Origin of the sequence: Actinomycetospora aeridis (assembly GCF_037400275.1) — a bacterium.
In the GTDB taxonomy this organism is placed as follows: Bacteria; Actinomycetota; Actinomycetes; order Mycobacteriales; family Pseudonocardiaceae; genus Actinomycetospora; species Actinomycetospora aeridis.
Genome location: NZ_JBBEGL010000001.1, coordinates 201,556 through 225,671, shown reverse-complemented (window position 1 = coordinate 225,671; position 24,116 = coordinate 201,556). Strand labels below are relative to the sequence as shown.

Annotated in this window: 28 protein-coding genes; 12 read left to right on the top strand and 16 right to left on the bottom strand. The window is 74.4% G+C overall.

Annotated elements, in window-relative coordinates; all coding sequences use genetic code 11:
* Positions 1-19 precede the first annotated feature (19 nt).
* Genes WCD41_RS01135 through WCD41_RS01115 form a run of 5 tightly spaced genes read left to right on the top strand, consistent with a single transcriptional unit; the run spans position 20 to position 4,419 of the window.
* A complete protein-coding gene (locus WCD41_RS01135) occupies positions 20-1,411 on the top strand; it encodes a phytoene desaturase family protein (protein WP_337711533.1) in 1,392 nt (463 codons plus the stop codon).
* Positions 1,411-2,514 (top strand): LLM class flavin-dependent oxidoreductase, encoded by a 1,104-nt coding sequence (locus WCD41_RS01130; RefSeq protein WP_337711532.1) that lies wholly within the window; start codon positions 1,411-1,413, stop codon positions 2,512-2,514. Before WCD41_RS01135 ends, WCD41_RS01130 begins: the two co-directional genes overlap by 1 nt.
* Positions 2,511-2,885, top strand: a complete 375-nt coding sequence (locus WCD41_RS01125; RefSeq protein ID WP_337711531.1) for a nuclear transport factor 2 family protein — start codon at positions 2,511-2,513, stop codon at positions 2,883-2,885. Before WCD41_RS01130 ends, WCD41_RS01125 begins: the two co-directional genes overlap by 4 nt.
* Positions 2,882-3,880 carry an LLM class flavin-dependent oxidoreductase gene (locus tag WCD41_RS01120; RefSeq protein WP_337711530.1) on the top strand — a complete coding sequence of 333 codons (999 nt, stop codon included), beginning with the start codon at positions 2,882-2,884 and terminating at the stop codon, positions 3,878-3,880. Before WCD41_RS01125 ends, WCD41_RS01120 begins: the two co-directional genes overlap by 4 nt.
* The gene (locus WCD41_RS01115) at positions 3,877-4,419 is read left to right on the top strand and encodes a VOC family protein (RefSeq protein ID WP_337711529.1); all 543 of its coding nucleotides are present in this window, start codon (positions 3,877-3,879) and stop codon (positions 4,417-4,419) included. The genes WCD41_RS01120 and WCD41_RS01115 overlap by 4 nt, the downstream gene beginning before the upstream one ends.
* On the opposite strand, the gene WCD41_RS01110 is transcribed toward WCD41_RS01115, so the two are convergent.
* On the bottom strand, positions 4,420-4,617 hold the full coding sequence (locus WCD41_RS01110; RefSeq protein WP_337711528.1) for an Lsr2 family DNA-binding protein: 198 nt from the start codon (positions 4,615-4,617) through the stop codon (positions 4,420-4,422).
* A 137-nt stretch (positions 4,618-4,754) separates the two neighbouring features.
* Here WCD41_RS01110 and WCD41_RS01105 point away from each other — a divergent pair, with 137 nt between their 5' ends.
* Positions 4,755-6,053 (top strand): hemolysin family protein, encoded by a 1,299-nt coding sequence (locus WCD41_RS01105; protein ID WP_337711527.1) that lies wholly within the window; start codon positions 4,755-4,757, stop codon positions 6,051-6,053.
* On the opposite strand, the gene WCD41_RS01100 is transcribed toward WCD41_RS01105, so the two are convergent.
* Entirely contained in the window at positions 6,050-6,748 is a 699-nt protein-coding gene (locus WCD41_RS01100; RefSeq protein WP_337711526.1) for an SDR family oxidoreductase, read from the bottom strand. The two genes, WCD41_RS01105 and WCD41_RS01100, sit on opposite strands and share 4 nt — an antisense overlap.
* Positions 6,745-7,956, bottom strand: a complete 1,212-nt coding sequence (locus WCD41_RS01095) for a thiolase family protein (RefSeq protein ID WP_337711525.1) — start codon at positions 7,954-7,956, stop codon at positions 6,745-6,747. Before WCD41_RS01095 ends, WCD41_RS01100 begins: the two co-directional genes overlap by 4 nt.
* Before the next feature lie 128 nt (positions 7,957-8,084).
* On the opposite strand from WCD41_RS01095, the gene WCD41_RS01090 reads away from it, so the two are divergent.
* Positions 8,085-8,447: a GNAT family N-acetyltransferase gene (locus tag WCD41_RS01090; protein ID WP_337711524.1), complete on the top strand. Its 363-nt coding sequence runs from the start codon at positions 8,085-8,087 to the stop codon at positions 8,445-8,447.
* Entirely contained in the window at positions 8,444-8,785 is a 342-nt protein-coding gene (locus tag WCD41_RS01085; protein ID WP_337711523.1) for a UBP-type zinc finger domain-containing protein, read from the top strand. Before WCD41_RS01090 ends, WCD41_RS01085 begins: the two co-directional genes overlap by 4 nt.
* Positions 8,786-8,802: 17 nt before the next feature.
* On the opposite strand, the gene WCD41_RS01080 is transcribed toward WCD41_RS01085, so the two are convergent.
* On the bottom strand, positions 8,803-9,552 hold the full coding sequence (locus WCD41_RS01080; RefSeq protein ID WP_337711522.1) for an FAD-binding oxidoreductase: 750 nt from the start codon (positions 9,550-9,552) through the stop codon (positions 8,803-8,805).
* Complete coding sequence (locus WCD41_RS01075) at positions 9,527-10,135, bottom strand: sulfite oxidase-like oxidoreductase (protein ID WP_337712313.1); 609 nt, start codon at positions 10,133-10,135, stop codon at positions 9,527-9,529. Before WCD41_RS01075 ends, WCD41_RS01080 begins: the two co-directional genes overlap by 26 nt.
* 194 nt (positions 10,136-10,329) lie before the next feature.
* On the opposite strand from WCD41_RS01075, the gene WCD41_RS01070 reads away from it, so the two are divergent.
* The 3 genes from WCD41_RS01070 to WCD41_RS01060 all read left to right on the top strand — a co-directional run bounded on the left by WCD41_RS01070 (position 10,330) and on the right by WCD41_RS01060 (position 13,534).
* The gene (locus WCD41_RS01070; protein WP_337711521.1) at positions 10,330-10,740 is read left to right on the top strand and encodes a GlcG/HbpS family heme-binding protein; all 411 of its coding nucleotides are present in this window, start codon (positions 10,330-10,332) and stop codon (positions 10,738-10,740) included.
* A 62-nt stretch (positions 10,741-10,802) separates the two neighbouring features.
* The gene (locus WCD41_RS01065; protein WP_337711520.1) at positions 10,803-11,849 is read left to right on the top strand and encodes an LLM class flavin-dependent oxidoreductase; all 1,047 of its coding nucleotides are present in this window, start codon (positions 10,803-10,805) and stop codon (positions 11,847-11,849) included.
* The gene (locus tag WCD41_RS01060) at positions 11,846-13,534 is read left to right on the top strand and encodes a class I adenylate-forming enzyme family protein (protein ID WP_337711519.1); all 1,689 of its coding nucleotides are present in this window, start codon (positions 11,846-11,848) and stop codon (positions 13,532-13,534) included. Before WCD41_RS01065 ends, WCD41_RS01060 begins: the two co-directional genes overlap by 4 nt.
* On the opposite strand, the gene WCD41_RS01055 is transcribed toward WCD41_RS01060, so the two are convergent.
* From WCD41_RS01055 to WCD41_RS01015, 9 genes are all read right to left on the bottom strand, one after another.
* The gene (locus WCD41_RS01055) at positions 13,522-14,658 is read right to left on the bottom strand and encodes an acyl-CoA dehydrogenase family protein (RefSeq protein ID WP_337711518.1); all 1,137 of its coding nucleotides are present in this window, start codon (positions 14,656-14,658) and stop codon (positions 13,522-13,524) included. The two genes, WCD41_RS01060 and WCD41_RS01055, sit on opposite strands and share 13 nt — an antisense overlap.
* Positions 14,659-14,669: 11 nt before the next feature.
* On the bottom strand, positions 14,670-15,365 hold the full coding sequence (locus tag WCD41_RS01050; RefSeq protein ID WP_337711517.1) for a GntR family transcriptional regulator: 696 nt from the start codon (positions 15,363-15,365) through the stop codon (positions 14,670-14,672).
* A gap of 126 nt (positions 15,366-15,491) precedes the next feature.
* A complete protein-coding gene (locus WCD41_RS01045) occupies positions 15,492-16,793 on the bottom strand; it encodes an MFS transporter (RefSeq protein WP_337711516.1) in 1,302 nt (433 codons plus the stop codon).
* A gap of 15 nt (positions 16,794-16,808) precedes the next feature.
* Positions 16,809-17,612: an IclR family transcriptional regulator gene (locus WCD41_RS01040; protein WP_337711515.1), complete on the bottom strand. Its 804-nt coding sequence runs from the start codon at positions 17,610-17,612 to the stop codon at positions 16,809-16,811.
* A 160-nt stretch (positions 17,613-17,772) separates the two neighbouring features.
* Positions 17,773-18,948 (bottom strand): cytochrome P450, encoded by a 1,176-nt coding sequence (locus WCD41_RS01035; RefSeq protein WP_337711514.1) that lies wholly within the window; start codon positions 18,946-18,948, stop codon positions 17,773-17,775.
* A 7-nt stretch (positions 18,949-18,955) separates the two neighbouring features.
* The gene (locus tag WCD41_RS01030) at positions 18,956-20,158 is read right to left on the bottom strand and encodes a PucR family transcriptional regulator (RefSeq protein ID WP_337711513.1); all 1,203 of its coding nucleotides are present in this window, start codon (positions 20,156-20,158) and stop codon (positions 18,956-18,958) included.
* Positions 20,159-20,196: 38 nt separating this feature from the next.
* Positions 20,197-20,568: a hypothetical protein gene (locus WCD41_RS01025; protein ID WP_337711512.1), complete on the bottom strand. Its 372-nt coding sequence runs from the start codon at positions 20,566-20,568 to the stop codon at positions 20,197-20,199.
* A 16-nt stretch (positions 20,569-20,584) separates the two neighbouring features.
* A complete protein-coding gene (locus WCD41_RS01020) occupies positions 20,585-21,196 on the bottom strand; it encodes a hypothetical protein (RefSeq protein ID WP_337711511.1) in 612 nt (203 codons plus the stop codon).
* 1 nt (position 21,197) lies between these two features.
* Positions 21,198-21,704 carry a hypothetical protein gene (locus WCD41_RS01015; protein ID WP_337711510.1) on the bottom strand — a complete coding sequence of 169 codons (507 nt, stop codon included), beginning with the start codon at positions 21,702-21,704 and terminating at the stop codon, positions 21,198-21,200.
* Positions 21,705-21,864: 160 nt separating this feature from the next.
* Here WCD41_RS01015 and WCD41_RS01010 point away from each other — a divergent pair, with 160 nt between their 5' ends.
* Positions 21,865-22,149, top strand: coding sequence for a hypothetical protein (locus WCD41_RS01010; protein ID WP_337711509.1), 285 nt, complete (start codon positions 21,865-21,867; stop codon positions 22,147-22,149).
* Positions 22,150-22,152: 3 nt separating this feature from the next.
* Here the strand turns inward: WCD41_RS01010 and WCD41_RS01005 are convergent, their stop codons facing one another.
* Together WCD41_RS01005 and WCD41_RS01000 are read right to left on the bottom strand one after the other, a co-directional pair.
* Entirely contained in the window at positions 22,153-23,214 is a 1,062-nt protein-coding gene (locus tag WCD41_RS01005; RefSeq protein WP_337711508.1) for a 5-methyltetrahydropteroyltriglutamate--homocysteine methyltransferase, read from the bottom strand.
* Positions 23,211-24,101, bottom strand: a complete 891-nt coding sequence (locus tag WCD41_RS01000) for a dioxygenase family protein (protein WP_337711507.1) — start codon at positions 24,099-24,101, stop codon at positions 23,211-23,213. The genes WCD41_RS01005 and WCD41_RS01000 overlap by 4 nt, the downstream gene beginning before the upstream one ends.
* Between the last annotated feature and the right edge of the window lie 15 nt (positions 24,102-24,116).

The following is a 24,116-nucleotide window of genomic DNA, read 5'->3' as shown; positions in this document are numbered from 1 at the left end:
GGTAGACGGGGAGGCCCGGGTGGCGGAGTACGACGTCGTGGTCATCGGAGCCGGCGCGGCGGGGCTGACCGCGGCGTCGCTGCTCGCCGTCGAGGGCAAGCGCGTGTGCCTGCTCGAACGCTCCCCCTACCTCGGCGGACGCGGCATGGCCGTGCCCGACGAGGGGTTCACGGTCAACGTCGGCGGCCACCTCATCGAGGACCCCGGCTCCGGGCTGACCAAGGTCTTCGAGCACGTCGGCAAGACGCTGCAGCACGGCGAGGTCTCCGCCGAGATGCCCGTGTGGGACCACGAGAAGAACCGCTGGGGCTCGATCCGCGACCGCTACTCGGGCAGCAAGGGCGAGCTCAAGAAGGTCATCAAGGCCCTGCTGGACACCGAGTGGGACGAGCTCGACCGGTGGGACGACCGCCCGCTGCGCCAGTGGCTGCACCAGTACACCGACGACCAGGGCGTGATCGACCTCTTCGAGTTCATCACCGTGCTCGAGTGCATGACCGACAACTGGTGGGACCACTCCGCCAGCGACAACCTCTTCCCCCGCAAGATGCACTTCAGTGAACGCAACACCGCGGCCTACTCGTGCTGGCCCGGCCAGGGCTGGGACGGCATGTGGGCCGACCTCGCCGACGCGTTCACGAAGGCCGGCGGCGACCTCCGGCTCTCCACCCCCGTCGAGCGCGTCGTCATCGAGGACGGCGTGACCAAGGGCGTCGCCATCGCCCGGCAGCCCCGCGTGCTGCCCAACGAGTTCTTCGAGGAGGAGATCCTCGAGGCCGACCACGTCATCTGCACGCTGCCCGTCTGGCACGTGCTGAACGTCGTCGACGAGAGCGACCTGCCCGACTGGTACGCCGAGCAGATCAAGTTCCTCGCGCAGGACAAGTTCCGCATCGCCTGGCTCGGGCTGTACCTGGCGACCGAGGAGCCGGTGCACCAGTACGACCCGCGCGAGCTCTCGACCTGGCTGAGGACGCCGAACACCGAGCTCGGCGGCTTCATGTTCAACCAGACCGCGATGGACCCGACGTGCTCGCCCGACGGCACCCAGCTGCACGTGATGGGCGGGGTCTTCCCCGGCGAGAAGGGCCGGGACCGCGCCTGGCTGCGCCGCGAGATGGAGCGCTTCGAGGCGGACGTCGTGACGATGTGGCCCGGGTTCGGCAAGACGGTCTGGCGCCGTCGCCACCTCGTCTTCGAGCCCAGCTTCGGCGTGATCCAGAAGCCCGGCCTGGTCGGCGCGTACCGCCCGCACTGGCGCCCCCCGCGCCCCGAGGGGCTGTGGTTCGCCGGCGAGACGTTCCGCAGCCGGGGGGTCGGCACCGACCGTGCCGCGCGCGCCGCGCTGACCGTCGTCGAGGAGTACCTCGGCCGGCGCCTGGCGACGTTCGGGGACGGGTGGCGCTACTGATGGAACTCGGTGTCCCCGGCCAGATCATGCCGCCGGCCGCGGCGGCGGTGAAGTTCGCCCAGCGCAGCGAGGACGAGGGCTTCGACGCCGTGTGGTGGCCCGACCACCTCATGGGGTGGCACCCCGACACGATGTGGACGCCGGACCTCACCCCCCTCGCCGAGCACCAGGCCAACCCGCACGTCTACTTCGACCCCGCCGTGATGATGGGCGTCGTCGGCGCGGCCACCGAGCGGATCAAGGTGGGCGTCTGCGTCACCGACCTCATCCGCCGCCACCCCGCGATGGCGGCGCAGACCGCGCTCACGCTCGACCACGTGACGCAGGGCCGCGCGATCATCGGGCTCGGCAGCGGCGAGCAGCTCAACGCGACGCCCTACGGGATGCCGTTCGACCGGCCGGTCGCGCGGCTCGAGGAGGGCATCGACGTGATGCGCCTGCTCATGACCGCCGACGGACCCGTCGACCACGAGGGCCGCTTCCACCGGCTCGACAAGGCCGTCCTCGGCCTGCAGCCCTACGGAGCGACGCCACCCGAGATCTGGACCGCCGCCCACGGCCCGCGGATGCTGCGCCTGACCGGGCGCAAGGCCGACGGCTGGCTGCCCACCAAGCTCGGGCCCGCGGAGTACGGCCAGGCCCTCACCACGATCCGGACCGAGGCCGAGAAGGAGTCCCGAGACCCCGACGCCATCACCCCGGGCATGCTCGGCTACGTCCTCATGGGTCCCGACGCCGAGACCGTGCAGCGCCTCACCGAGGCGCCGCTGGTGCGCGCGCTGTGCGTGCTCCTGCCCGCCCAGGTGTTCCGCGACCTCGGCGTCGACGGTCCCTACCCGGACGGCTCCGGCTTCCACGACTTCATCCCGACGGCCATCGACCGCGCCGAGTCCCTGCGGATCATCGACGCCATCCCGCCCGCCGTGGTGCGCCACTACGCGTTCTGCGGCACCCCCGACGAGGTCGCCGAGCAGGTCGAGGAGTACGCGGCGCAGGGCCTGCGCCACCTCGTCATGTGGAACATCACCGCGTTCGGCGACCCGTCCCTCGCGCGCTGGTCGTTCGGGGCGATGTCGGAGCTGCGCACGAGGCTCGGCCGGTGACGCCCCCGGCCGTCGAGCGCTACTTCGCCGCCGTCAACGACGAGGACTGGGCGGCGATCCGCGAGGTCTTCGCCCCCGGCGCGGTGCTGAGGACGGTCGGCGCGCCCACCCGACACGGCCGCGACGAGATCGCCGCCCACTTCCCGAAGGTCCTCGCCGCGCTGCCCGTGCACCACGACGAGGTCACCCGGGTCGCCGTCGCGGGCACCGTCGTCACCGTCGAGATCCACTTCTCCGGGCGCACGAGCTCGGGGGCCCCCGTGGAGTTCGACGCCGTCGACGTCTTCGACCTCGACGGGACCGGCACGACGATCGAGAAGCTCTCCACCTGGTACGACACGGCGGCGGTGGCCCGCCAGGTACGACCGTGACCGTCCTGAGCGGCCTCGGCGTCACCCTCCCCGTCGACGAGGGCCTCTCGGCCGGCCAGTACCTCGACCTCGCGCGGCTCGCCGAGGACGCCGGGTGCACCGACGTCCTGGTCGGCGAGGTCGCCGGGGCCGAGGTCTTCGCGATGCTCGGCATGATCGCCGCCTCGACCCGCCGCATCCGCCTGGGCAGCGGCATCGTCGGCGTCTACCCGCGCACCGCGGTGCTCACGGCGATGGGCTTCACGACGCTGGCCTCGCTCGCGCCGGGTCGGGTGCTCGCCGGGCTCGGGGCGTCGAGCCCGATCATCGTCGAAGGGTGGCACGGCCTGCCGTTCGACGCCCCCCGCGCGCGCCTCGAGGAGTACGTGGCCGCCCTGCGCACGGTGTTCCGCGGCGAGCGCACCGACGTCGACGGCACCCACGTCCGCTCGCACGGCTTCCGCGCGGGGATGGCGCCCGTCGACGTCCCGATCCTCGTGGCGGCGATGAACCCGCGGATGCTGCGGGTCGCCGGGGCCGTCGCCGACGTCGCGTTCCTGACCTGGACCCCGCCCGACGAGTACGGGCCGAAGATCGCGCTGGTCCGCGAGGGCGCGCGGGCGGCAGGTCGCGACCCGGACGAGGTCGGGATCGCGGCCTCCTTCTGGGCCTACGCGGGCGACCGGATCGACGAGGCGCAGGAGCGCCTGCGGCGCTTCGTGCTGCAGTACGCGATGGTCCCGACCCACCGGCCGTCGTTCCGCGGCAGCTTCGCCCGCCTCGACGAGGCCGCCGGCGCCTGGGAGCAGGGCGACCGGAAGGCGGCCCTGTGTGCCGTCGACGACGCCGCCGTCGACGCCATGTGCGCGCTGGGGTCGGGCGAGGACGTGGCCCGCCGCGTCGCGGCACTCCGACGGGCCGGCGTCGACCTGCCGATCGCGCTCACGCCCGGGGCCGTGCCCGGCGACGCCGAGGGGCCGGCTGCGACGATCGAGCGCATGGCGGCCCACGCGTGATCCCCGCAGAGATCCCCACAGGCATCCCCGCCGACGCCGGCGTCCTGCGCCTCGACCACGTCGCCGTGGCCGTCCGCCACGTCGGCGCGGCTGCGGCCCTGTTCGGGGGCGCGATCGGCGGGCGTTTCCTGTTCGGCGGGGACAACGACCACCAGGGCATCCGCGTCGCCCAGTTCGCCCTGCCGGGCGGCATGAAGATCGAGCTGATCTCGCCGCTGCGCGACGACGCCCCGGTCGCGCGGTTCCTGGAGCGCCGCGGCGAGGGCGTGCACCACCTGACCCTGATCGTCGAGGACGTCGAGGTGGCGGTCGCGCGCCTCACCGGCCTCGGCTACGACGTCGTCGACGTGGACCTCACCAGCCCGCACTGGCGCGAGGCGTTCGTCCGCCCGCGGTCGGCGTTCGGCACGCTGCTCCAGCTCGCGGACTCCACGGCCCGCTGGGACACGCCCGCCGCCTCGGGGATCACGCTCGACGACGTGCTCGCCGGTCGCGTGGTGTTCACCGACGACGAGCGGGCGGTCCTGCGCCCGGGGTGACTACTCCCAGGTCTGCCGGCGCTTGTACTGCGCCATGATCTCGTGCGGGAGCGGGCCGGTGGACGGCACCGCCATGCCCTTCTGGCGGGCCCACATCCGGGCGGCCTCGACGAGTCCGGAGCGGTTGCCCGCCTTCACCGGCTCGTCGGCATCGTGCCGCTCGCGAGGAGCCGTGGGTTCGCGCTTGGCGTCGGTCATGGGAGGACCTCCGATCACAGCCCGACGGTCGTCGGACCGCTGTGACCCACGTTACTCCCCCGCCGCGCACGCCTCGCGCGGAGCCGTCGTGACCCTCGCCCACGGGCCCGGTACCTCCCGGCTGGGAGGATCACCGGGTGGACGTCGTGCTCGAGCTGGGGCTGGTACTGGTCTTCGTCCTGATCGGCGGCTTCTTCGCCGCCGCCGAGATCGCCCTCGTGTCGCTGCGCTCCGGACAGGTGGGCGCCCTCGCGGAGCGCGGCGCCCGCGGCCGGGCCGTCGCGCACCTGCGCGGCGACTCCAACCGGTTCCTCTCGGCCGTGCAGATCGGCGTCACGTTCACCGGGTTCTTCGCCTCGAGCTACGGCGGCGCGACGCTCGCGGGGCGCCTCGAGCCGGGGCTGGTCGGGATCGGGCTGCCGGTGGCGCTCGCCGCCACGGTCGCCCTCGTCCTGGTCACCGCGCTCGTGTCGTACCTGTCGCTCGTCGCCGGCGAGCTCGTGCCCAAGCGGCTGGCCCTGCAGAACCCGGAGGGGGTCTCGCTGACGACCGCCCCGGTGCTCGACCGCCTCGCCTCGCTGACCCGCCCGCTGATCTGGCTGCTCTCGGTCTCCACCAACGGCGTCGTGCGCCTGCTGGGCGTCGATCCCAAGCACACCGAGGACGAGGTCAGCGAGGACGAGCTGCGCGACATGGTGCGCACCACCAGCACGCTCACCGACGACGAGCGCCGCCTGCTCACCGACGCCTTCGAGGCGACCGACCGCGTGATCAGCGAGGTCATGGTGCCGCGCACCGAGGTCGACTTCCTCGACGCCGACCTCACCGCCGCCGAGGCCGTCGCGCACCTCTCCGACCGCCCGCACTCGCGCTACCCCGTGATCGGCGAGTCGGTCGACGACGTGCTGGGCTTCGTCCACGTCCGCGACGTGCTCACCGCCCACGTCAGGGCCGGGGACGACGCGCCGCGGCTGCGCGACATCGTCCGCACGATCACCGTCCTGCCCGGCAGCAAGCCCGTCATCGACACGCTGTCGGTGCTGCGGCGCGGCGGCGGGCACCTCGCCCTCGTCATCGACGAGTACGGCGGCACCGACGGGATCGTCACCGTCGAGGACCTCGTCGAGGAGATCGTCGGCGAGATCCGCGACGAGTACGACCCGAAGACCGTCGCGACCCGACCGACCGACGGCGCCTCCGAGGTCGACGGCCTGCTGCACCGCAGCGAGGTCGCCGAGCAGACGGGCGTCGAGCTGCCCGACGGCTCGTTCGACACCCTCGGCGGCTTCGTCCTCCAGCTGCTCGGCCGCACGCCCGAGGTGGGCGACGCGGTCGAGGACGCCGACCACCGGTTCGTCGTCGCCGCCGTGGACGGGCACCGCGTGTCGCGGGTGCGGATCACGCCGCGGGCCCGCGAGGAGACCACCGAGGGCTAGATCTCCAGCCCCTTCGGCGGGCCGGCCAGCGCCTCCTTGAGCACCCGGCTGGGCTCGTCGGCCAGCACCTCCTCCGCCCCGGACGCCACGGCGTCGACGATCGACCGGGCCACGACGGGCGCGGCGATCTTCGGGACGTCGAGGTGGGCCACCATGTCGGTGTCCATGAACCCGAGGTGCACCCCGACCACCTGCGTGCCCTGGTCGCGCAGCTCGGCCCGCGCGGTGTTGGTGAACGACCACGCCGCGGCCTTGGTGGCCGAGTAGGCCCCCGCGCCCGGCATCGCCGCCCACGACAGCGCCGACAGCACGGTGACGGCCGCGCCCCCGCCGCGCCGGGCGAGCACCGGCGCGAAGGCCCGCAGCACCGCGACCGGTCCCCAGAAGTTGGTCTCCATCTCCGCGCGGGCGCGCTCGGGGTCGGCGGTGAGAAGCGAGCCCGCGCCGCCCACGCCGGCGTTGTTGACCAGGATGTCGACGTCCCCGGCCTGCTCGGCGGCGGCGCGGACGGTCGCGAGGTCGGTGACGTCGAGGCGGACGGGCACGACGCGCGGGTCCTGGTGCACCACACCGCGGGGGTGGCGGGACGCGGCGTAGACCGTGCCGGCCCCGCGGGCGAGGAACTCCTCGACGAGCGCGGCACCGAGGCCGCGGTTCGCGCCGGTCACCAGCGCGTTCCTCCCCGAGACGATCATCGGTCGAGCCTCTCCACGATGGTGGCGTTGGCGGTGCCGCCGGCCTCGCACATGGTCTGCAGTCCGTAGCGCCCGCCGGTCTGCTCGAGGACGCCGAGCAGGGTCGTCGCGAGCCGGGCGCCGCTCGCGCCCAGCGGGTGGCCGATCGCGATCGCACCACCGTGGACGTTGACGCGGGACGGGTCGGCGCCGGTCCCGGCGAGCCAGGCCAGCACGACCGACGCGAAGGCCTCGTTGACCTCGAACGCGTCGATGTCGCCCAGGCCGAGCCCCGCGCGGGCCAGCACCTTCGCCGTGGCCGGGATGATGCCGGTGAGCATGAGGACCGGGTCGTCACCGGTCACCGTGGCGGTGTGCACCCGGGCCCGCGGCGTCCAGCCGTGCGCCGCGGCGACCTCGGGCGTCGTGACGAGCAGGGCCGCGGCGCCGTCGTTGACGGGGCTCGCGTTGCCGGCGGTGACCGTCCAGTCGATCGCACCGAACCGCTCGGTCCAGTGCTCGGCGGCGAAGGCGGGACGCAGGCCGGCGAGCGCGTCGGGCGTGGTGCCGGGCCGGACCGTCTCGTCGACCTCCAGCTGGCCGACCGTGCCGTCGGCGCGCGGCGCCTTCAGTGGCGCCACCTCGGCGGCGAAGCGGCCCTCGGCCCACGCCGTCGCGGCCTTCCGGTGGCTGGCCAGCGCGAACTCGTCCAGCTGGGCCCGCGAGAACCCCCAGCGCCGGGCGATCAGCTCGGCACTGACGCCCTGCGGGACGAGGCCGGGCGCGTAGCGGGCGCCCACCGATGGCCCGGCGACGTCCTGGCGCACGCCGTCGACCAGCGTCTGGCTGCCGATCGGGACGCGCGACATCGACTCCACGCCCGACGCGATCGCGATGTCGTAGGCCCCGGCGACGACGCCCTGCGCGGCGAACGACAGCGCCTGCTGGCTCGACCCGCACTGGCGGTCGACGGTCACGCCGGGCACCGACTCCGGGAAGCCCGCCGCGAGCGCGGCGAACCGCGTCGTGTTCCCGCTCTGCTCCCCCACCTGCTCGACCGCGCCGCCGACGACGTCATCGACCTCGGCCGGGTCGAGCCCCGTCCGGTCGACGAGCGCCCGCAGCACGTGCGCGTGCAGCTCCACCGGGTGCACCCCGGAGTACGCGCCGCCCGGCTTGCCCTTGGCGAGCGGGGTCCGCACCGCGTCCACGATGACCGCGTCCCTCATGGCTCCTCCTTCTGGACCGGACAGTCCCGGACCGATCGGTCCGAATAATTCGCCGCGCCGTCGTCGGCGTCAACGCCGGGTGCTCGACCTCACGGGCGCCGACGGCGCGGCGGGAGCAGGATGAGGTCATGGACGGGACCAGCGAGATCGACATCCGGGAGGACCCCGACCGCCGGGCGTTCGTGCTCCGGGTCGACGGCGTCGAGGCCGGACGGGTCGTGCACCACCGACGGCGGGGTGGCGGCGACGTCCCGCCGGCGATCGTCCTCGTCCACACCGAGGTCGACGACGCGTACGGCGGACGCGGGCTGGCGGGGCAGCTGGTGCGCGCGGTGTTCGAGGCCGCCCGGGCCGAGGGTGTCGCCGTCGTGCCCCGCTGCCCCTACGCGCAGCAGTGGCTGGGCAAGCACCCCGAGTACCTCGGCGACGTCCCCGCACGCGACCGCCGGGAGCTCGGACTGGACGAACCGCACCCGCAGGAGGCCTCATGACCAACGAGATCGACGCGCACGCCGAGCCGTCGGGCACCGGCTGCCTCGAGTGCGACGAGAACGGCGGCTGGTGGTTCCACCTGCGCCGCTGCGCGGCCTGCGGGCACATCGGCTGCTGCGACTCGTCGCCCGGCCAGCACGCGACGCGCCACGCCCGCGACCAGGGGCACCCGATCCTCACGAGCTTCGAGCCCGGCGAGGACTGGTTCTTCGACGACCGCGACGGCTCGGTCGGGCACGGCCCGGTGCTCGCCGGCGCGCAGAACCACCCGGAGGACCAGGGCGTCCCCGGCCCGACAGCGCGGGTCCCGAAGGACTGGCAGCGCCGGCTGCACTGAGCCCCTGGCCAGAACAGCTAGCCCGTCGGCCCGAACCGCTCCACGCGGATGGTCCTCGCGGGCTGCCCGGCGTCGACGAGCAGCCTCTCCATGGCCCCGGTGAAGCGCGCCGAGCCGCAGAGGTAGACGGTCGCGTCGGGGTCGACGAGCCCGGCGATCGTGGCCGGGTCGAGGCGCCCGCCCCCGGGCTCGCGGGTCAGGGCGATCCGGGCGCCGGCGGCCTCGAGCTCGTCGGCGTAGGGCAGGCGCGCCCGGGTCGTCGCGCTGACGGCCATCCGGAGCCGCTCGGGGTGCCCGAGGTCGACGGCGTGGCGCAGCATGCCGCGCAGCGGGGCGACACCGCTGCCGCCGCCGATCGCGATCGCGGGCGTGCGCCCGCTCCACACGAACCAGCGCCCGATGGGCCCGCGGACCTCGAGGTCGTCGCCGCTCTCGACGACGTCGGCGAGGAACCCCGACACCTCGCCGTCGGAGATGCGCTCGACGAACAGCTCGACGAGGTCGTCGGACGGCGCCGAGGCGACCGAGTACGACCGCTGGGCGGTGTAACCGTCCGGGGCACGCAGGCGCACGACGTAGTGCTGCCCCGGGTGGTGCTGGACGCGCTCGGGCACGGCGAGGCGCAGCACCACGGCGTCGGCCTCCGGGTGCGCGACCTCGACCACCCGGGCGTCGCGCCACTTCGCCGCGGCCCGGCGGTCGTTGGGGCCGCCGGCGCGGTCGTCGGGGACCGCGAAGTCGTCAGTCCCCGTCGAAGCGCTGCTCACGCCAGGGGTCGCCTCGCTCGTGATAGCCGTTCACCTCCCAGAACCCGGGCTCGTCGTGGTCGAGCAGCGTGATGCGCTCGATCCACTTGGCGGACTTCCAGAAGTACAGGTGCGGCACGAGCATCCGGACCGGCCCGCCGTGGTCGCGCGTCAGCGGCTTGCCCTCGTGCTCCCACACCAGCCAGGCCTTGCCGCCGCGGACGTCGTCGAGCGGGAGGTTGGTGGTGTAGCCGGTGGTGGAGGTCTCGACGATGTACTTCGCCCCCGACTGCACGCCGACGGCGTCGAGCAGCGTGTCGAGCGAGATGCCGGTGAAGTTGGTGTCGAGCTTCGACCAGGTCGTCACGCAGTGGATGTCGCCCGCGTAGACCGACGGCGGCAGCAGGCGCAGCTCGCGCAGCGTCCACGTCGTGGGCGTGTCGACGAGCCCGTCGACGGTGACGCTCCAGCGGTCGGCGTCGACGCGCGGCGTCGCCTCGGCGGTGAGCACTGGCCAGCCCGCCCCGACGTCGTACTGCCCGGGGGGCAGGCGCGGATCGCGCTCCCGCCGCCGCCCGAGGAACCCACGCGTGGTCGCCACGATGATCACTCCGTCCTCGCGTCACTCTTGGTCGACACTAGCGGCTCGCGGCGGCCGCGACGTCCCTCCAACGGACCAGTCCGCCGTGAGCCCGGTGACGGTGCGGGGCTCGACGGGTGCCCGGCGGCACGGCCACGATGGGCGGGGCGTCGACCCGTCCGGCGTGCGAACCGCCGTCGTCGGAGAGAGGACCGCCCATGCGCACGATCGAGACCGTCACCCTGGAGGACGCCCGCCGCGTCATCGCCGCGGGCGAGCAGGAGGCGACGAACCAGGGCCAGCCGATGAACATCGCCGTCGTCGACGCCGGGGGCGTCCTCGTCGCCCACGTCCGCCAGGACGGGGCGTGGATCGGCAGCGTCGACGTGGCGATCAACAAGGCGTTCAGCGCGCGGGCGTTCGACGTCTCCACCCAGGACCTCGCCGGGAACGCCCAGCCCGGCGGGCAGTTCTTCGGCATCCAGGACTCGAACCACGGACGCGTCATGATCTTCGCGGGCGGGGTGCCGCTGATGTCCGGCGACGCCGTCGTCGGGGCCGTCGGGGTCAGCGGCGGGACGGGCGAGCAGGACCAGGCCGTGGCGACCGCGGCCGCCGCCGCGCTCTAGGGAACACTCCCGCGGCGGCTGCCGTTGACCCGGTCACCGGACCCCCGGAGAGGAGCCCCGCCGTGCCCACGCCCGACGTCCCGCTCGAGAAGCTGGGATTCCTCACGCTCGGAACCTTCGACGGCGACGACCCCGGCCCCGGCATGGAGTCGACGCTGCAGGTCGCCGAGCTCGGCGAGCAGCTCGGGTTCGACAGCGTCTACCTGCGCCACCGGCACTTCCAGACCGGCATCTCCTCGCCGATCGCGATCATGGCCGCGCTCTCCCAGCGCACCTCGCGGATCGCCATGGGCACCGCGGTCACGCCGCTGGGCTGGGAGAACCCGCTGCGGATGGCGGAAGACCTCGCCACCGTCGACATCCTCTCCGGCGGGCGGCTCGAGCCCGGGTTCAGCGTCGGCCCGCCGATCCACTGGGACGACGTCAAGGCCGCGCTCTACCCCGACACCGCCGACCGCGAGGACCTGACCTACGAGCGCGTCGCCCGGCTCCTGCGGATGATCCGTGGTGAGGCCGTGAGCACGTTCGCGGGCACCGCGGGCTTCGAGGAGTTCTCGGCCCGGGTCGAGCCGCACTCCCCCGGCCTCGGCGACCGCATCTGGTACGGCGCGGGCAGCAAGCGCTCGACGCAGTGGGCCGCCGAGCAGGGGCTGAACCTGCTGACGAGCAACATCATCAAGCCCGAGGACGGCGACCTCGAGCAGGACGGCAAGTGGGACTTCGCCGCCATCCAGCAGCGCCAGATCGCCCTGTTCAAGTCCCACCACCCCGACGGCGACGGCGCCCGCGTCTCACAGGGCCTCGTGGTCATCCCCACCGACTCGGCCACGCCCGAGCAGCGGGCGAAGTACGAGGCCTACGTCGCGAAGCGCACGCCGCGCACGTCCGCACCGATGGGCCCGCCCGGACCGGGCCTGCTCGCGGCCCCCGACGTGCTGGGCACGTCCGACGAGGTCGCCGAGAAGCTGTACGCCGACGCCGCCTTCCGCGAGGTCCGCGAGGTCGTGTTCGCGCTGCCGTTCACGTTCGAGCACGAGGACTACGTGCAGATCCTCACCGACATGGCCACCAAGCTGGGCCCGGCGCTGGGGTGGAAGCCCTCCGCGTGACCGACCACGCCGACCGGGTCGGGCTCGGCCCGGTGCTGACGGAGCTCACCGCGCCGGGCGGGGAGTTCGCGATGGTCCCGGTGAGCGTCGACGGCGTGGCGATGCGCGTCCACGAGCGCGGGCCGCACACGCTGCGCGAGCTCTACCTGACCTCGCCGGCGCCGGACGACCGCACGGCCACGGTCTACGGGGACGAGCGCTGCCCGTGGGGCGAGCACCGGCGCCGGGTGCGCGCGCTCGCCCGCTGGCTGGTCGACGACCAGGGGCTGCGCCCGGGCGAGCGCTTCGCGATCGCCATGCGCAACGTGCCCGAGTGGACCGTCGCCTTCTGGGCGGGCGTGGTCGCCGGCCTCGTCGTCGTGCCGCTCAACGCCTGGTGGACCGGCGAGCAACTGGCCGGCGCGCTCCGGCACGCGGAGGCCCGGGTGGTCGTCGCGGACCCCGAGCGGGTCGCGGCGCTGGCCGGACAGGACGACCTCCCCCCGGTCGTGGCGGTCCGGGGCGATCCGCCGCCGGGCGTGCTCGCGTGGGGCGACGTCGTGGGGGCCGGCGACCACCCGCTGCCGGACGTCACGGTGACCCCCGACGACACGGCCACGATCATCTACACGTCCGGTACCACCGGCGCGCCCAAGGGCGTCGTCACCAGCCACCGCAGCCACGTGACCAACGCGCTCAACGTCGCCTGCCTGGGACGGGCCAACCAGCTGGCGGCCGCGCGGCGCGGCGAGCCCGCGCCCACGCCCGGGCGACCCGGGACGCTGCTGGCGTACCCGATGTTCCACATCGCCGGGCTCAACGGGCTCTACGGCGCCGCGCTCTCCGGCGCCACGCTCGCACTGCTGCACCACTGGGACCCGGACGAGGCGCTGCGCCTCATTGCGACCGAGCGGCTGACGAACGCCTCGGGCGTCCCCTCGGTGCTGCGCGACGTCGTGGAGCTGGCGATCGACCACCCGGCGGAGACCGCCTCGCTCACCCGGGTCGCGATGGGCGGCGCGCCGATCCCGCCCTCGCTGGTGCGCCGCGTCGCCACCGAGCTCGCCGGGCGCGCCTCGGCGGCCAACGGCTACGGCGCGACCGAGACGACGTCGGCGGTCTGCGCCAACACCGGCGCCGACTACGCCGCCCACCCCGACAGCGTCGGCCGTCCCGTCCCCGGGACCGAGCTGCGGATCGTCGACCCCTTGACCGGGGACGAGGTGCCCGACGGCGAGGTCGGCGAGCTGTGCTTCCGCGGACCCCAGATCATGCGCGGGTACTGGCACGACCCCGACGCCACCGCCGCCGTCCTGCGCGACGGCTGGCTGCACAGTGGCGACCTCGGGCTGCGTGGCGACGGCTGGGTCCACGTCGTCGATCGCGCCAAGGACGTCGTGGTGCGCGGCGGCGAGAACGTCTACTGCGGCGAGGTCGAGGCCGCGCTGCTCGCCCAGCCGGGCGTGCTCGAGGCCGCCGTCGTCGGCGTCCCCCACCCGCGGCTCGGCGAGGACGTGGCCGCCGTCCTCGTCGCCGACCCGGGAACGACCCCCGACACCGTGGCGCTGCAGGCCGCCCTGGCCGCGACGCTGCCCGCGTTCGCCGTGCCCGCGACCGTCATCTGGCGCGACGAGCCCTTGCCCCGGACGGCCACCGGCAAGATCGTCAAGGACACGCTGCGGCGGGAGCTGGGTCAGAGCCCGTAGGACTTGCCGATGATGTCGCGCTGGATCTCGCTGGTGCCGCCGTAGACGGTGCTCACGACGCTCTGACGCAGCAGCCGCTCCATGCCGTACTCGGTGGCGTAGCCGTAGCCACCGAGCATCTGCATGCCCTCGAGCGAGAGGTGCTTGGCGATCTCGGTGGCCTTGAGCTTGGCCATCGACGCCTCGCGCGGGAACAGGGCGCCCGGGTTGGCGTCGATCGTGCGCGCGGTGTCGTGGACGAGGAGCTTCGTGGCCGCGAGGTCGGTCGCGTTGTCGGCGATGCGGTGGCGCAGCGCCTGGAAGCTGCCGACCGGCCGGCCGAACTGGTGGCGCTCCTTGACGTAGGCGACGGTGTCGTCGAACGCGCGGCGGGCCAGGCCGAGCATCAGCCCGGCGAGGATCATGCGCTCGAGGTTCAGGCCGGCCATGAGCTGGCGCCAGCCCTGCCCCTCGGTGCCGACGACCGCGTCGGCGGGCAGGTGGCAGTCGGTGAAGTAGAGGTCGTTGACCTCCTTGCCGCCCATCGTCTCGATGCCGTGGATCTCGAGGCCCTCGACGTCGGTCGGGACCATGAACATCGTCAGGCCCTCGTGCTTGCCGCCCTCGGTGGAGGTGCGCGCGACCAGCAGGATGTGCTTCGAGATGTGGGCGTTGGAGCACCACGTCTTCTGGCCGTTGACCACCCAGCCGTTCTCGGACTTCTCGGCCTTGCAGGTCAGGCCGCCGACGTCGGACCCGGCGCCGGGCTCGGACATCGAGATCGCCAGCAGCTCGCCGTTCACCACGTCGCCGAGCAGCTGCTGCTTCTGTTCCTCGGACCCGCTGCGCTCGAGGGCCGCCGCGGTGATGATCGTGGTGCCGAAGCCGCCGATGGGGATCTGGTGGTACGAGGTCTCCTCGAGGAAGACGAGCAGGTCGGTCATCGACCCGCCGGACCCCCCGTACGCCTCCGGCAGCGCGATGCCGAGCCAGCCCTGCTCGGCCATCTTGCGGTAGACCTCCATCGAGTGCGGCCCCTCGGCGGTCAGCTCGTCGCGACGCGCCTTGTCCGGCACCTCGCGGCGGGCGAACTCGCCGATGGCGTTCGCGAGGTCCTGCTGCTCCTCGGTCAGGGTGACGGGCATGGTCGGGCTCCTCAGCTCTCGGTGTCCCAGAAGCCGACCGCCTCGAGGTGGGCGACCAGCAGGTCACGCCCGTCGAGGACGTGACCCTCCATCGCCGCCCGGGCGGTGTCGGCGTCGCCCGACGCGAGCGCGTCGAGCAGCGTGCGGTGCGCCGCGACGGTGGCGGCGCGCCACGCCTCGCGGTCGGTGTAGAAGCGCGGCGGCAGGTAGTGCGCGGCGCGCCCCACCAGCCACGCGAGTTTGCGCGCGCCCGCGGCGCGGTTGAGCGCGGCGTGGAAACGGCGCTCGGCCTCGGCGAGCTCCCCGGGCTCCCCGTCCTCGATCAGCGCGTCGACCCGCGCGGCGTGCGTCCGCAGCGTCGCGAGGCCCTCGGCGTCGAGCGCCCCGGCCGCGCGGGCCGCGAGCTCACCGGTGAGCCGGGCCTGCACCGCGAACAGGTCGACGACGTCGCCGCGCTCGAGCGGGGCGACGACGTAACCGCGGCGGGGCAGCGCGCGGACCATGTCGTCGGCGCGCAGCGCCTGCAGGGCCTCGCGCACCGGGGTGGGGCTGACGCCGAGCTCGACGGCGAGACGGTCGGGGCGCAGGAACGTGCCCGGGCGCAGCCCGCCGGACAGGATCTTCTCCCGCAACTGCAGCTCGACCTGCTCGGGCAGCGCCGGGGCTCCGGCGAGCTTGCCGAGCAGGGCCGTCTCGGACCCACTCACGACGCCGGACCATATCCTATGGGATTTGTCGCGGCCAGCCGTGCCGTGCATGATCAGCAGGTCGAAAAGCACCTCGAGGGGTGCCTGCGAGGTGCCTTTCGGCCTGGTGATCTCCGCGGGGTCGGGTCAGGCGACGGCCGGCTCCCGCGTCCCCGACCGGCGCACGATCCGGTCGGCGGCCAGGGCACCGAGGCCCGAGAGCAGGGTGATGAGGATCAGGTAGCCCGAGGCCCCGGCGATGCCGAGCGGCGAGGCGAGCAGCAGCGTCGTGAAGATCGGGGCGAGCGCGCCGCCGACGATCGAGCCGAGCTGGTAGCCGACCGACGCGCCGCTGTAGCGGATCTCGGTCGGGTAGCACTCCGCGGCGAGCGCGGCGGACGGTCCCCACATCGGCGCCGACGCCCAGCGTGCCGCGGCCACCGCCACCGCGATGAGCAGCAGCGACCCGGACGCGAGCAGGGGCAGGAAGACCGCGGCGACGACGGCGGTGGCGATGCTGCCGCCGACGATCGTGCGGGACAGGCCCCAGCGGTCCGCGCCGGCCGAGACCCACAGGATGAGCGGCACCTCGAGGACCGCGACGACCAGCACGATGGCGATCAGCGGTGCCCGCGGCAGGTCGAGGGCGTTCGTGCCGTACTGGATGGTGTACGTCGCGGCCATGTAGCCGATGCCCGTGATCCCGGTGAACATCGCGATGCCGCACAGCACCTGCGGGAAGCGGTGGCGCAGCACCGAGGCGAGCGGCAGCGTCATGGAGCCGGCCCGCCGCACGGCCACGAACTCCGAGCTCTCCTCGATCCGCAGCCGCACCCACAGCCCGACGAGCACGAGCACGGCGCTGAGCAGGAACGGGATGCGCCAGCCCCACGTCGCGAACGCCTCGGCGGGCATCGCGGCGGCGAGCACGAGGAAGATCGCGTTCGAGGCGATGAGCCCGATCGGCACCCCGAGCTGCGGGAAGCTGCCGTAGAAGGCGCGCCGCGACTCCGGCGCGTGCTCCACCGAGATCAGCACCGCGCCGCCCCACTCGCCGCCGACCGCGAAGCCCTGCACGAGGCGCAGCAGCACGAGCAGCACCGGGGCGAGCGCGCCGATGGCGGCGTAGGTGGGCAGCAGGCCGATCAGCGTCGTCGCGACACCCATCGTCACCAGGGTCGTGACGAGCGTGGCCTTGCGCCCGATCCGGTCGCCGAGGTGCCCGAACACGACGCCACCGATGGGTCGCGCCACGAACCCGACCGCGAACGTCGCGAACGCGGCGAGCGTGCCCGTCAGGGAGCTGACCTGGGGGAAGAACTGCGGCGCGAACACCGTCACGGCGGCGAGGCCGTAGATGTAGAAGTCGTACCACTCGATCGACGTGCCGACGAGGCTCGCGAGGGCGACCTTGCGGACCTCGCGGCCGGAGCGTGTCTCCTCGGTCATGGGATCTCCGGTTCGTCAGTGGGTCCGGCGCCGGCGCCCGGCGGCCAGGGCGTGCGAGACGCCGGCCGCGCTGGTGCGCACGAGCGGCGCGAGCACGGAGACCGGCGGGCTGTCGTGGTGGGCGACGACCGAGAGCGCGGCCACGACCTCGCCCGACGCGTCGTGGATCGGGGCGGCGACGGAGGTGGCGTCGTCGGTGATCTGTCGCTCGCTGACGGCGTAGCCGCGGGTCCGGACGGCGGCGAGCACCGCGCGGATCCGGGTGGGGTCGGTGAGCGTCCAGGGCGTGTGGCGCGTGAACGGCCCCTCGAGGACCCGTCCGACGACGTCCGCCGGGGCGTGGGCCAGGAGCACGAGCCCGACGCCGGTCGCGGTCATCGCCCAGCGGCCGCCGACGCGGGTGAGCACGCCGACGGCGCGGGTGCCGGCGAGGCGCTCGACGAAGACGATCTCGTCGTCCTCGCGCACGGCGAGCTGGACGTTCTCGCGGGTCACCGCGCAGAGGTCCTCGAGGTAGGGCAGGGCCCGCTCGCGCAGGCCCGGGCCGCGCGGGGCCAGCGCGCCGACCTCCCAGAGGCGCAGCCCGACCTGGTAGCGGCCGTGGGCGTCGCGCTCGACGGCGCCCCAGGTCTCGAGCTCGGCGATGAGGCGGTGCGCCGTGGACAGCGGCACCCCGGAGCGTCGGGAGATCTCGCTGAGGGTCAGCTTCGGGCGGTCGTCGGAGAACGCCTCGAGCAGGCGCAGGGCCCGGGCGACGACCGGCCCGGTGGAGGCGCGGGGTGCCCTGTCGGGGAGATCGAGCGGGTGCACGGCCGTCATGAGCCCTCCGGTGGCGTCGGCGGCACGGATCGGCAGAGTGTGCGGCTCGTCACGCCTCGTGCCCAACGCCGGTTTCCGGATACCGGAAGCCGGGCCGGGATCCACGGAGTGGAGATACGGACACTCAACGTCCGTGGAGCCACTCCGCTGACACGAGCGGTCAGGCGGGGACCAGGCGGACGGGGACCGACGAGAAGCCGCGCAGCCAGTTGGAGAGCCGTGGCGTCGACTCGCCCGCGGGTTCGAGCCGCGCCACCCGGCGGGCGAGGGCGCCCAGCAGCGCCTCGGCCTCCATCCGCGCGATCACCTGGCCGACGCAGTTGTGCACGCCCGCGCCGAAGCTGGTGTGGCCCGCGGCGCGGCGGTGGAGGTCGAAGGTGTCGGGGGCGTCCCAGCGGCGCGGGTCGCGGTTGGCCGCGCCCAGCATGAGGAGCAGTTTCTGGTCGGCACCGACCTCGGCCTCACCGATCACCACGCGACGCGTCGCCGTCCGCCCGATCACCGGGCTCGGGGTGTGCAGGCGCAGGCCCTCCTCGAAGGCGGCGCGGGCGAGGCCGGGGTCGGCGTGGAGGGCCGCCCACTGGTCGGGGCGGCGGGCGAGCTCGTGCACCACCGAGCCCAGCGCCAGGATCGTCGTGTCGATCCCGGCGGAGAGGAACGAGCGCACGAGCAGCGCGGCGTCCGCCTCGGTGATGTCGCCGGCGTCGGCGAACGCGTAGATCGCCGCGCCGATCCCGTCGTCGGTGAGCGCCTCGCGGCGGACCTGCCGGGCGACGTACTCCCGCGCCCCGCCCGCGCGGCGCTCCGCCTCGGCGCGCAGCGCGTTGTGGGGCCCCATCGACTCGAAGTTCAGGGCCGCGTACGGCAGGAGGTGCTCGCGGCCCTCGACGGCCAGGCCGACCGCGTCGGGCAGCACGGTCATCGGGAAGCGCTCGCCCAGGGCGACCGCGGCGTCGACCTCGCGCGCCACGACCGCGTCGTCGACCACCGCGGCGGCGACCTCCGCGAACCGCGCCTCCAGGTCGGCGAGGGCCCGCGGGGCCAGCACGCGGTTCATCACCCGGCGCGCGGCGGTGTGGGCGGGCGGGTCGGCGTCGAGCAGCACGCTCGGCGGGCGCCAGCCCTCGCCGCGGCGGATGTCGGCGAGCCCCGTCCCCGCGGTCGACGTCCACGTCCCCCAGTCCCGGAAGACCGCCGACACCTCCTCGTGGCGCCCGGTGGCCCACACCCCGTGCGCGGGCAGCCACACCGCCGGCGCGGCCTCCCGGATCGCGGTGTCCGCGGGGACGGGGTCGGCGAGGACGTCGAGGGCGAAAGGATCGACATCGAGCTCCACGGGCGGCTCAGTCCTCGTCCGGGGCGACGAGCGCCAGCCCGAGGAGCAGGCGGTCGCGGGCGTCGGCGAGGCGGCGCCCGGTGAGCGCCTCGAGCCGGGCGAGCCGGTACATCACGGTGTTGCGGTGGCAGTAGAGCGCGGTCGCGGCGTGCGACGGGGACCCGTCGGCGTCGAGCACCGCGCGCAGGGTGGTGAGCAGCGTGCCCCGCTCCGCGGCGGGCAGGTCGAGCAGGTCGCCGAGCGCGGCGCGGCGCAGGCGGGGCACGACGTCGGCCGCCTCGGCGAGCAGCGCCTCGGGCAGCCGGTCGTCGAGGTCCGCGACCACCCCGGCCGGCACCGTCCGCGCCGCCAGGCGGGCCCAGCGGTAGGCGACGTCGAGCTGCCCGAGGCCCTCGACGGTCGGCGACACCCCCACCGGCCCCGTGGCGTGCGGGCGCAGCGCCGCGACGACCTCGCCGACCCGGGCGCCGATCACGACCCCGACGACCTCCGCCGACCGCACGTGCCAGATCGCGCCGGGCATCTCCACGGCCGGGAGCGGGTCGTCGTCCCCCGCCCCTCGGGTCGAGCTCCGCTGCGCTCCGTCTCCCGCCGCGGGCGCGACCACGCACAGCACGGCCGCCTCGGGGTCGACGTCGAGCAGGCGGGCGGCGTCGCGGGCCCAGGCCGGCTCGTGGCCACGCCCGGCGAGCAGACCCTCGAGCACCGCCCAGCGCCGGCCGATCTCGGCACCGCGCAGCCGGGTCTCCTCGCGCCGGTAGGCGTCGACGAGACGGTCGGAGCTCGCGTCGAGGATGCGCCACACGTCGTCGGCGACGACGAGCAACGACGCGTCGTGCCCGCCGGCGAACCGCTCCTGTGACACCGCCCGCATCCGTTCCCAGACGAGCCGGCCGCACTGGCGGTAGGCGCGCAGCACGACCTCGAGCGGCACGCCCTGGCGGGCGCGGCGCCGGCCGGTGTCGACGGTCAGCGCGCCCGCGTCGACGTCGGGCGGCAGGTCGCCGGCGAGCTGGGTGAGCAGCCGCTCGAGGCTCGCGCGGCACGTCGTGCGCAGGTCGTCGTGCACCGGGACGCCGAGCAGGCCGTAGACGTCCTCGCGCTCGACGATCCGTGCCGTGAGCCGGTCGGCGAGCTCGTCGACCTCCTCGAGCAGCGCCCGGCACAGCACGGTCAGGGAGTCCCGGGCCGTCCGGGCGGGCGCCGCCATCGACGCAGCATGCCGTGCGCCGAGCTGTGCGGTCCACGTCACATCCTGTGCTCGCAGCCCGTTCCACCCGCGCACCGGCCCGGCTCACGCTTCGGAGCCTTCCCCCGCCACGCGAGCGACCGCGCGTCGAGCGCGCGGACGAGCGGGTCGCCCTCGGCGAGCATCCGCTCCCCCTGGGCGACCGCGTGGGCGAGGCGGTCGTCGTCGAGCTGCCGGTGGGCGGCCCCGGCCCGCCGGTCGAGGACGTCGTACCAGCACGCCCCGACGGCGTCGTCGAGCAGCACGCGCCCGAAGCAGTGGTCGTTGCGGATCACCCAGCGCCCGCGGGCGGCCGCCGCCGGGAGCTCGTGGTCGACGAGCTCCCGGTAGCGGGCCACCAGGGCCTGGCGGTCGGCCTCTCGGTCGTCCACGGGTCGCGGCCGTCCGTCAGCGACTCTTCGCCGCCCGGTCGGCCGCCTCGGCCAGCTCGAGGGCCTCGGCCTTCTTCTCCGCGGCCTCACGCTCCGCCGCGACCGCCTCGGTCTCCTCGGCGACCCGCGTCCGGTGCGCCTCGCGGGCGTCGGCGTCGATCTTCTCCTCGGCCTTCGCCCGGTCGCGCTCGGCCTGCTCCTTGCGCTGCTGCTCGCGCTCCTCGGCCTTCTTCTCCCGCTGGCGGCGCTCCTCGTCGAGGCGCTGCTTCTGGGTGGCCGTCTGCTCGCGGACCTGCTCGCGCTGCTGCTGGTCGGCCTCGCGGCGCTGCTGCAGCCGGTCGTCGGCCACCTCGCGCCGCGCGTCGGCGGCCTGCTCGCGCTCCGCGGCCTCCGTGCGCCGCGCGACGCGCGCGTCCTGGATCCGGCCCTGCTGCGCCAGCTCCGGGTCGCCGAGCACCGAGCCCAGGACTCCGCGCACGGTGGCCTCGACGCTGTCGAACGCCAGGGTCGGTCCCCACTCGCGGTTGCCGGTGTTGCCGGTCACCTGCGCGAGCACGTCGACGGGCAGCCGGGCCACCCCGAACCCCAGCGACACGATCGTCCGTGGCACTCCTGCCAGCGGCGCCATCTCAGTCCTCCTCCAGCTTCTCGATGGTCTCGGCGTCGCGGCGTGCCCGCTCCGCCCGGACCTCCTCGTCCTGCGCGCGGCCCTCGGCGGCGGCACGCTCGCGCACCGCGTCCACCTCGTCGCGACGCAGCTCCTGCTCGCGCGCCTGCGCCACGTTCTCGGTGGCCTGCTGACGCACGGCCGTGTCCTGTGCGGCCCGCTGCTGCTCCGCGCGGCGGTCCTGCTCGGCGCGCTCCTCGCGGGCGGCGGCGGCGTCCTCGTTCGCCAGCCGCTCGCGCTCGACGGCCAGCTCCTCCTCCTTGGCGCGGGCCTCGGCCTCCTCGCGCTTCTGCTCGGCGAACTCGTCGGCGCGCTTGGCCTCCTTGGCGGCGTCGGCCTTCTCCTGCTGCAGCTCGCCCTCGGCACGCAGGTGCTGGTTGTCGGTGACGGCACCGGCCGCCTGCTTCACCGCACCGGCGATGCGCTGGCCCGCACGGGCCGTCTTGGTCGACTCGCTCGGATCGGCCATGGACTCCTCCTGCTCGATCGGGTCTCCGGCCGCGCTGGTACCCGATCCACGCCGCGCTCGATCACCCGCACGGGCGCCCGTCCTCGCCCGTGCGGCCGCCCGCCGCCGTCGGGCGCGTAGGGCAACGGGCGGCCGGGCACGCTCCGGGATGACCGCGACGATGACGACCACGCCGATGCCCGAGCTCTCCCCGACCGAGGAGGCCCCGCGTGCCGAGCGCGTCCGGCAGGCCGGGCCGGCCGGGGTCAGCCTGCCGATCCCGTGGCTGGGCACCATCGAGCTGTCGCGGCCCGAGCTCGCGTTCGTCGGCGGCATCGCCGGGCTCACGGCGCTGGGCCTGCTCGAGTGGCCGATCGCGCTCGTCATGGCCGGCGGCCACGTGCTCGCCGCCGACCGCTCCAGCAGGACGGTGCGTGACCTCGGTGACGCGATGACGGAGGCGTGAGCCTCAGCGCGGCGTCGGCACGCCCTCCCCGCCCGACCGGATCTCCGCCCGCAGGCGCTTCGCCGCGTCGGCCAGCGACCGCATCTTCCCGAACGCCGACTCGCGCGGCAGGTACTTCAGCCCGCAGTCGGGGGCGAGCACGAGCTGCTCGGGCGGAATGCGATCGAACGCGCGCCGGGCGCGGCCCGCGACCACGCCCGGGCTCTCCACCGCCGGGTCGGAGAGGTCGAGGACACCGAGGATGATCGTCTTGTCGGTGAGGTCGGACAGCACGCCGAGGTCGAGACCGGACTGCGCAGTCTCGATCGAGATCTGCTTCACCGGCGAGCCGGCCAGCTCCGGCAGGAACGAGTAGCCCTCCGGACGCTCGTGGATGATCGCCGCGTAGCCGAAGCAGATGTGCACCGCGGTGGTGCCGGTGACGCCGTCGAGCGCCGCGTTCAGCGCGTCGAGCCCGTAGGCGCGGGCGGCGTCGGGGCGGGCCTGCATGTACGGCTCGTCGATCTGCACGACGTCGGCGCCCGCGGCGAACAGGTCGCGGATCTCGGCGTTCACCGCCGCCGCGTAGGCCATGGCCGCCGCGCCCGGGTCGCCGTAGTGGTCGTCCTGGGCCTGCTGGGACATCGTGAACGGGCCCGGGACGGTCATCTTGATCGTGCGATCGGTCGCCGCGCGCAGGAAGTGCAGGTCGTCGACCTCGATCGGCGCCGGCCTGCTGATCGGACCGGTGATGCGCGGGACCGGGTTGGGGTGCCCGCTGCGGTCCAGCGCGGTGCCGGGGTTGTCGACGTCGACCCCCTCGAGCGCGGTGGCGAAGTGGTTCGAGTAGCTCTCGCGCCGGATCTCCCCGTCGGTGAGGATGTCGAGCCCGGCGCGTTCCTGGGCGCGCACCGCGAGCAGCGTCGCGTCGTCCTGTGCCTGCGCGAGGAGCTCCGGCGCGACCCGCCACAGCTCCTTGGCGCGCACCCGGGGCGGGAACCGGTCGGCGAGCCGGGCGCGGTCGATCAGCCAGTCCGGCTGGGCGTAGCTGCCGACGAGCGAGGTCGGCAGGACGGGCGCGCTCATGCGGGCTGCAGGACGAAGTCGTAGGCGGCCTCGCACCACGGGACGTCGCTGTGGCCACCGTCGGGCGTCGGGCCCGGCTCGCGCTCGGTGAACGTCACGACCAGCTCGCGCTTCACGCCGAACACGACGTCGCTGTCGAGGTACTGCGCGCCCTCGCGGAAGAGGTGCGTGATCAGCGGCTCGAAGCCGGGCACGTTGAACAGGAAGTGCACGTGCGCCGGCCGGTAGTGGCTGATGTCGGTCTGCCGGATGAGGCGCCCGACCGGGCCGTCCATGGGGATCGCGTAGCCGAGCGGGGCGATGGTGCGCACGCAGTAGGTGCCGTCCTCGCGCGCCGTGTACTTCGCGCGCAGGCGGGCCTCGTCGACCTCGAGCTGCGACTCGTAGGCGCCGTCGTCGTCGGCCTGCCACACGTCGAGCACCGCCCCGCCGATCGGGTCGCCGTCGAGCGAGCGGACGGTGCCGTGGACGTAGAGCGGCGTGCCGGGCAGGCCCTCGGACATGTCCGCGCCGTACGCCAGCTCCGGCGAGCCCTCGATGTGGAACGGGCCGAGCACCGTCGCGGGCGTCGCACCCTCGGCGAACCGGTGGTTCTGCTGCACGACCAGCATCGACAGCCCGAGGACGTCGGAGGTGAGGATGAACTCCTCGCGCTTCTCGTCGCTGATCTGCCCGACCTCGGTGAGCCAGCGGATCGCCGCCATCCACTCCGCCTCGGACAGGCGGGTCTCGCGCGCGAAGGCGTGGAGGTGGCGGACGAGCGCGGTGAGCAGCTCCGCGGTCCGCGGGTCGTGCGCCGTGCCCCACCGCTCGGCCGCGACGTCGGTGATCGTGTCCTCGGTGACTGTCAGAGGAGTGACTGGGGCGGGGGTGACGGGGTGCGCCATCGCGACCCTCCTGTG